The 8,310-nt window shown below is 41.2% G+C and carries 7 protein-coding genes; 3 read left to right on the top strand and 4 right to left on the bottom strand.

What is annotated here, in order from left to right; translation table 11 throughout:
* Positions 1-377 (bottom strand): ZrgA family zinc uptake protein (locus tag B4K11_RS02920; protein WP_292955958.1); only part of this gene is annotated, 377 nt, incomplete at its 3' end.
* A 254-nt stretch (positions 378-631) separates the two neighbouring features.
* On the opposite strand from B4K11_RS02920, the gene B4K11_RS02915 reads away from it, so the two are divergent.
* Positions 632-1,780, top strand: coding sequence for a diguanylate cyclase (locus B4K11_RS02915; RefSeq protein WP_292955961.1), 1,149 nt, complete (start codon positions 632-634; stop codon positions 1,778-1,780).
* A gap of 26 nt (positions 1,781-1,806) precedes the next feature.
* On the opposite strand, the gene B4K11_RS02910 is transcribed toward B4K11_RS02915, so the two are convergent.
* Positions 1,807-3,228 (bottom strand): PLP-dependent aminotransferase family protein, encoded by a 1,422-nt coding sequence (locus B4K11_RS02910; protein ID WP_292955964.1) that lies wholly within the window; start codon positions 3,226-3,228, stop codon positions 1,807-1,809.
* Positions 3,229-3,336: 108 nt separating this feature from the next.
* On the opposite strand from B4K11_RS02910, the gene ccoG reads away from it, so the two are divergent.
* Positions 3,337-4,827: a cytochrome c oxidase accessory protein CcoG gene (gene ccoG, locus B4K11_RS02905; protein ID WP_292955967.1), complete on the top strand. Its 1,491-nt coding sequence runs from the start codon at positions 3,337-3,339 to the stop codon at positions 4,825-4,827.
* Positions 4,828-5,028: 201 nt separating this feature from the next.
* Here ccoG and B4K11_RS02900 read toward each other — a convergent pair whose 3' ends face one another.
* Positions 5,029-5,283 (bottom strand): GIY-YIG nuclease family protein, encoded by a 255-nt coding sequence (locus B4K11_RS02900; protein ID WP_292955970.1) that lies wholly within the window; start codon positions 5,281-5,283, stop codon positions 5,029-5,031.
* Positions 5,284-5,869: 586 nt separating this feature from the next.
* Here B4K11_RS02900 and B4K11_RS02895 point away from each other — a divergent pair.
* Complete coding sequence (locus B4K11_RS02895) at positions 5,870-7,204, top strand: prolyl hydroxylase family protein (protein ID WP_292959224.1); 1,335 nt, start codon at positions 5,870-5,872, stop codon at positions 7,202-7,204.
* Positions 7,205-7,254: 50 nt separating this feature from the next.
* Here B4K11_RS02895 and B4K11_RS02890 read toward each other — a convergent pair.
* Positions 7,255-8,310, bottom strand: a 1,056-nt coding sequence (locus tag B4K11_RS02890; protein ID WP_292959223.1) for a hypothetical protein, incomplete at its 5' end; no start/stop codon positions are given.

Below are 8,310 nucleotides of genomic sequence, written 5' to 3'. Positions count from 1 at the left end.
TCGTGCTCGTGCTCGTGCTCGTCAGCATGTTCTTCTTTAAATGAATCATCTAAAACAATATCAGAGTTATTTGCAGCAACCTTAACGCCCTTACACTGTGCTTGGTCAGGCAGATTGATTAACGCGCTTGTATCTTGCAACTTAACCAGAGTTTGAGCAAGTAACCCTTTATCAGCAGCGGTTTCTGCCTGATGTTCAAATCCGGTAAGATTCATTTGCGGTGACTGGAAGTGGGCCTCAATATTTCCCCCTTCCACCACTATATTAAGCACTGCTTCACCATGTACATGAGCTTCATGTTGCTCAAAAGCTGCTGCATTTACACTTACTAGCGCTGCGCTTACTCCTAAACATAGGGCTAAAACATTCCTGATCACGTTCTATCTCCAGCAAACAAGTTGATACAATATAACATTACTATATCTTGATTCCGAGGAAGAACACAATCGATGCCCTTCCCGATTACTGCTACGCTACCAATTGATCCGCATCAGCTAATAACTCATTGTCAAAAATAACCATTCTAATTAATTGATAGCGATCAAAAACATTCTAAGCTTTATGCGTATGCTGACTATAAGTAGATGTAGCTCTAATAAAACTGGCATGCCATATAGCGGTAGGTTATGCGATGAAAATATCCCTTAGTTCTGAAATAGGTCGGCAGTTAGCTGTGATGTGTATCATTAGCTTAGTCAGTATGTTGCTCCTGTTTTATCTTTTTTTTAATGCCTTCAGCAATACCTTTTATGCAGATAAACAACAAGAATCAAAGCATTTAACCGGTACCGCTCATGCGATCGTTGAAGGCTTTTATGAACTATCTCTTGATGGTGAAATCAACAGTCAAGAAGCACAGAAAATGGCCTTACACGCCTTAAAAAGTGCCAAATATGATATTGATGGTTATTTCTGGGTTACGGATGCAAGCGGCTTTATGATCATCCATCCAACCATGCCGCACTTGGAACAAACAGACGTAAACTCAGTAACTGATGGCGAAGGTTTACTACTCTTTAGAAAATTCATTGAACAAGCGATCGCCGGTGGCGGTTGGGTAGAGTATATATGGGCCAAACCCGGTCAGACAGAGCTTACGGTACCCAAACTTTCATATGTAACTTTATTTGAGCCATGGGGTTGGGTTATTGGTACCGGGTTGTATTTAGACGATGTAGCAAAACAGAAAAATGTGATTTTCATTAAATCTATTGGCTTTATCATGATCGCCTTTTTCTTTAGCGCTTTGCTATCAATCTACATCGCACGAGCAAGTACAAAGGCAATTAAAAATCTGGCCATTCGTGACCCATTAACCAACCTCTATACACGTAGATACCTCAATGAAACAGAGTACGGCTTTTTGCGCGAAGATATGAAGGATAAAAACAGTCATTTATATGTATTGTTTCTGGATATAGATTTTTTCAAGCAGATTAATGATAACTACGGCCATAAAGTCGGTGATGATGTATTAAGGGGTTTAGGAGCCATTCTAGAAGATCAAACACGCCCCGAAGACTTATGTGTGCGCTACGGTGGGGAAGAGTTTGTCATACTCACCTTAAATACATCCAAAGAAAGCATACTAAAACTTGCTGAAAGGATTCGTTTAACAGTGAAAGCACATAGGTTTAGTGAAAACTTTAATCTCTCACTGAGCATTGGCATCGCGGTGCGACACGAAGAGGAAGACTTTACTTCAATTCTTAATAGAGCTGATACAAACCTTTATCAAGCCAAAAAGAAAGGGCGTGATTGTATTGTGATGGATCAATAAGGCGCCCCCTCTATAAATCCCATAAGCTAAACATTTCTCTGTTTAGCTAAAATCTCACCTAATTTAATGAGCGCATGCTGGCGTCTTTCATTCCATGTATGCGCATAACTCAATCGCAGGCAATTTCGATACTGCGACTGAGCGGTAAACAAATTGCCTGGGGTTATAATAATACCCTGCTGACGCGCTTCTAAATAACTCCCTGAGACATCATATTCTGACTCTAATTCAACCCAGAGCGTAAGCCCTCCTTGAGGTTGGCTTACCCGTATTTCCCCTAGATGCCCCCAATGGGTATAAAGAAGATCAATTAATTGATCCCTTTGCTGCTGTAGTAGCTCTTTCTGTTTACGAACATGTTTATCGTAGTTACCGCCCTCAAGGAAATCAGCTAAACCACGCTGTGAAAATTGACTCAAAGCCAGCATATTCACCATTTTTAGGCGCATTAACTCTTGCTGCCCACTATTAGAGATGATCCAGCCTAGCCTCAGTTCCCTAGACAATGATTTCGAGTAGGAGCCACATAAAATAACCCGATTAGCATTATCCAGACTTTTCAGGGGCGGGATACGAGAACCAAAAGATAGATCGCCGTAAATATCATCTTCTACAATTGTGAAATCAAACTCATCCGCCAATCTAAGCAGTTTCAATCGTTCATCATCAGGGATAACCCCACCTGCTGGCGTTGAGAAAGAAGGAGTCACAACGCAGGCTTTAACATCCCATTGTGCTAAAGCCTGTTCTAGAGCATCAACAGAGAGTCCCTCATTTGCTGTCACGGGTATTTCCAATACTTGCAGCCCCATACTTTCAAGTAGCTGTAAAACACCGTAAAAACCTGGTGACTCAACCGCGACAATATCCCCAGCTTTACAACATGACTGTAACGCAAGTGAGAGTGCATGCTGACAACCCGCAGTGACAATAATATCGCTCTCTTGCAGGGAGCAGCCTAAACGTTGATAACGACTCATAATCTGACTACGTAAGCGAAACAGCCCCGCGGGCTCATCATAGTACTGATGTTCAATCCCACTCTGACTGCGAAGTGCACGCGATAAACAACGATTTAACTCTATGACGCTAACGGCAGCATCGGAGCGCTTACCAATTTCAGGAGAGATATCAAAAGCAGCACTTTGCGCCATGATATCTCGCATGATGTCACTCATATCAACTAAACGCGGAACCGTCACGATTTTAGGCTGCGTAGGCACTGGGTGCTGATTTTTCTTTGCCGTAACAAAGTATCCTGCTTTTTCCCGAACCTCGACCAAGCCCGCCGCTTCTAACCTTTGATAGGCATGTATAACCGTTGCTTTGGACAGTCCCCTTTGTGAACACTGCGATCGAATTGATGGCAGTTTTTCACCTGTTTGGATCTTTCCAGATGCAATGCTAGCAGTCAGTTCCTGCTCCAAATCTTGATACAGATATCTCATATACCCTCCAATCTGTACCTATTATAAATTATTTTTCTATGCCTGTTCCTATTTTTTAATTTAGTTAGAGTATGCAGCTATCACAGATGAGCAAAGTGAGTACAGACAATGCAACAACCCAACAACATGGAAATTCCCACAGTTTCCATTCAGGAAGCCGCACCTCTGCCTGGAAATGGTAAATTTCATGTCAGATTAGTAGAAGGTTTTTATCAAAACCTGAGAAGGGCCACTAGCTGGCCGATGCTAGCGATGTTTTTTGGTTTTGTCTGGCTCAAAATAGATGGTCAACCGGCTGTCATGTTTGACTTTGAAGCCCACCGTATATTTCTATTTGGTTTAGAACTCTCTTGGTACGACCTACCCATTCTGGCAGGCATTATGATTTCTGGTGCAAGCCTACTATTTTTTATGGCCGTGGGCTGGGGTAGAGTCTGGTGCGGATTTGCTTGCCCACAATCAATCTGGACTTGGCTTTTTATCCGTATAGAAGACTTCGTAGAGGGTCGAGCAGCCAAGCGATCAAAAGCAGAAGATAAAAAGTTGCAAGGGTTCACGTTATTACGACGGATACTGAAACATATTTTATGGGTGGTCCTATCTCTCGCTACCGCTATTACCTTCAGCGGTTACTTTATTCCTATTGAACAACTTATTAATGACTTACTCTCTTTTGATGCTTCCCTATTCAGCCTGTCATGGATCATCGTGATGGCCTTATTAACATACGCTAATGCAGGACTCGTACGTGAGAAAGTATGTCTACACATGTGCCCATACTCACGTTTTCAAGGCGTTATGTTTGATAATAAAACACGCACAGTCAGCTACGATAAATCTAGGGGGGAGCCGCGTAGTCACAAGAGAGGCGCCTTAGATAACGCTGGAGATTGCATCGATTGCCATATCTGCGTGCAGGTATGTCCAACAGGCATTGATATACGAGATGGGTTACAAGCTGCTTGTATAGACTGTGGCGCCTGTATTGATGCGTGTGATAACGTGATGCTAAAGCTGGGCAAAGAAACGGGATTAATCGAGTTCTATTCTGAAGAACAGCTCAACGTTTCCATCTCAACCTCGATGAATACAGCTACAGAAGCCAAATATAATCTATGCTCTGTACCATTCACGAGTGAAGCAACAAAGTCGTCTGCAAATGATTTAAGCGAAAAGAATTCCACACCTTCCTTTATGAGTTTCCGTTTATTCAGTTACTTGGCCATCTTCATCATTACACTGGCCAGTGTATTTTACGGGCTACAAAACAAAACTGAATTGATCATTGAAATAGCCAAAGAACGTGGCTCACTCTATCAAGTAGAAGGCTCGGAAGTTTGTAATAATTACCAGATCGAATTAGAAGCTTTTTCTAAAAATTTAACACGCTTAAATGTGCATATAACCCATGAAACGCCATCTATACCACTTCGATTAATTGGACCTAAAGAAGTTAATCTCACTGAACAAAACAACACCTATATCTATAGAGTATGCGCTCCGAAAAAATACGTGTCCTCAAGGAGTGAAATTGAATTTTCATTCACGCAACAGCAATTTTACGCAAGTAAGAAAAGTACCTTTCTAGGCCCCAAATAAAAAGTTCTTCAGCTTTATAGTCTCTATCTAAAGGGACTATCTAAAGGGACTATCTAAAGAGAACATAGATCTTGAAAACAGAACAAGAGAAAGGTGATTAGCGAATTACGGTTCGAGAGAAGCTATCACCTTACTCTTCCCCCCAATTGCCGGTGCCCCCAACACCGGCAATTTTTTCTGCACGTTTTAGCTATCTTTCAGCTATTGAGATGCAAAAAGCTTTAATTTATCTTTTCGGCTTAACTGTTTAATTGCATATTCACGCTTACAAGCGGAAGAGCGATCTACCTGACTCTCACTCCATACCATTACAACAGGACGACGTACGCTCGTGTACTTAGCACCACCTTTAAGCTCGCCGTTATGCTGACGAGCTCTTCGCTTTAGATCGGTGGTAACGCCTGTGTATAAAGTGCCATCAGCACATTCTAATAAATACACATGCCAAGTACCCATATTGATGACCTCAAACCCATAGTTACATCTATTTAGAATTTATTTTACATGAAGATTAATCTAATCAATCAGATTGCTTTAACGATAACTTCAAACTTACCGACTCCTCACATCCTAAATTTGAGGTAAATTCGCCCTTCGAAAGAACAAAAACTCAAAAATGTAAGGACCCACTGTCTCTAAAAAGCAATGAAATAGGCCATTACAAAAGTCAACATATCTAAGCTCTAATTATTAACAGTCCACACAACTTAAATTTGAAATTCAAATGTGGATAAAAGAAACTAAATTAAGCCTAATAACACCCTTCAATACCTAACTCACTGATTATTAAGTTATTAAAGATATAGTTCAGATAAGCAACAAAAGTAGAAAAGCTAGATATTACGGGCCCTATAGACATCTACCCAAAACTTACCCCCAAAGTTATTCACAGATTATTGGGATAAGTCAAAAGAGATGACTTCTAGAACATTTAACACACTATCACTTACTTTGTTGAGTCAAGATTAACCACCACTAAACGGCCATTCAGCACAAATAAAAGGAGCTGCTAATCTATAGATAGTAAAAAAGGAAAGCTACAATGACTGATAAAAGCCTACCTTCCGATTGGCTAGATTGGATTGATGAAAATCTCACGAGAGGGTGCGATACCGGTGAAATGCTATCGATATTAACTCTTAATGGATTTGAACATGATGTTTGTACCGACGTTATAAATTCTTTATCAAGAGAGCGTTCATCAACGCCGGTAACACAAGTGACTTATATCCCTAAAGCCGAGAGCGACAAATATACTTCGAACATTGAGCTATTCACTGTCAGAGAGTTTTTAAATGATCACGAATGCACACAACTCATAGAACTAATTCGCCAAAATCTACGCCCATCCACAACAACCAACGACGCCGGCCAATATAAAGATTACCGAACAAGCAAAACATGCGATCTAAGCTTGATCGACTCTGACTTTATAAAAGAAATTGATAGACGAATCTGCAAAATGCTAGGAATATCCCCCGAAAACGCCGAGGGGATCCAAGGACAATGGTACGATGTTGGCGACGAATTCAAAGAACACACCGACTACTTTGAGCCCAACAGCAAAGAGTTTCAGGAGTTTGGTGAAGCCTTAGGCCAGCGAACTTGGACCTTTATGATCTATTTAAATAACACCCAAGCTGGCGGCGAAACATATTTTAAAAAATTAGATAAAAGCTTTTACCCAAACCAAGGTACCGCCGTCATTTGGAATAATCTTTTAAAAGATCTAACACCCAACCCGAATACTCTACATCAAGGAAAACCTGTAAAACTAGGGTATAAAGCGATCATTACAAAGTGGTTTAGGCTAAACGGTAATGATAATTTCCGGGATGTTAATGAAACTATTCCCCCACACACCCAACAAGGATTTCTTCGTACACATATACCTCAGACGTTATTCCGACAGATTTTAAAGTTCTATATGCAACAAAAACATCTTGCCAAAGATGAACATGTCCCCGGCTTTATCCACAGTCAATCATCTAAAGCCAGCGCTATAATTGAAATGAACTCTGAACTTAAAGGTGAGATCCATAGAGTACTACAACCTATCGCTGAATCTTGGAGTGGTTGTTTTCTAAAACCCACTTTTGTTTACGGGATAAGGGAATATTACAATGGGGCAATTCTCGAACCCCATAGAGATCGCCTTCAAACCCATGAGATAAGTCTGATTCTTAATATACGCCAACAAGTTAACTCAGACTGGGCTTTAGTTATTGAAGACCATCTATACCGAAAACATTCTATGTTCCTACTGCCTGGGCAAATGTTGCTTTACGAAGGGTGCAGATTACTCCATGGACGGCCCAGTCCTTTAGATGGCGAACTTTTTACTAATATTTTTGTTCACTACGAAGTAAAACGTTAAACAATAAAAAAGGCGCATAGCGCCTTTTTTATATCATTCTACATTTACAATTAAGGTTCGTATTCAGCTGCAAAAGTGGTGGTATGTTCGCCCTCAAATGACGTCACGACACCTTTCTTTTTCTCATAGAACTGTTTAGTAATGTCAGCACTGCCTCCTATACCTTGTGCCGAAGATCCAAAGAAGGTTGCATTAACTTCCCCACTGATAGTCCGGGTATAGCTATCATTCCCGAAATTAACATTGAGATCGCCTGCTGAAATATTTGTGGCATTTAAAGTTGTGCCACTAATAGAACCCGTTGCGGTAAAGCCAAGCTTACCTGTCACGGCCGCGGTCCCTAAAGATTCGGGTCCAAACTGAAGGTCACTTGCCGTATCAATACCGTTATTAAAAGTACCTGTCCAGGTTCGGTCAGTAAAATTGATGTCTAAACTTACATCAGCTCCAAAACCTGTCGCACCTGTGTAGTTTGCAGATTTTACGCCACCCAATTCAGCTAATCCGTTAACAAAGCTATCAAGCTGAGCTTGAGTTGTTTGTACACCATATACAAAGGTTCCTAGTGCTCCACTAAATACGAGTGTAGGATCTTGGTTCGGGTTGTTAGACTCTTCGACCTCAAATGTTCCATCTCTCCATGTTCCTTGCATCAGATAAATATCTTCATCAACTCCTTCTGTAAACAAACCATATTGAGCAGGAACAACTAATGTACTTATTTCTCCCTCATTATTAAGCGTTACAAGCAGCGTTCCTGTGGCATCGTTAGTTGGAGAATCGACAAATTCTAATGATGTGACAATAGAACCCTCCGTTGGGTTAACCATATAGGATTTTATTGCCTCCAAGAGCAATTCCGAATCTTCACCCTCTAATATCACAGTGAACGTACCTAACTGAGCATCCGTAATCGCCGTTGCATTCTTCAACCTCCCCTGCCCTTGTCCCTTAGCACAGCCTTGATCACTTGGGTTCACGCAATCAATACGATCATCACCCAGATAGTGGCTCGAGTAACCACTCACTGTAGGTATTGGCGTTGGTGTTGGCGTCGGCGTCGGTGTTGGTGTTGGTGTTGGTGTTGGTGTTGGCGTTGGCGTTGG

It is taken from the genome of Neptuniibacter sp. UBA6509 (assembly GCA_002435145.1).
In the GTDB taxonomy this organism is placed as follows: domain Bacteria; phylum Pseudomonadota; class Gammaproteobacteria; order Pseudomonadales; family Balneatricaceae; genus Neptuniibacter.
Note: the sequence above shows the minus strand (reverse complement) of the source record. Positions and strands in the feature narration are given on the sequence as shown.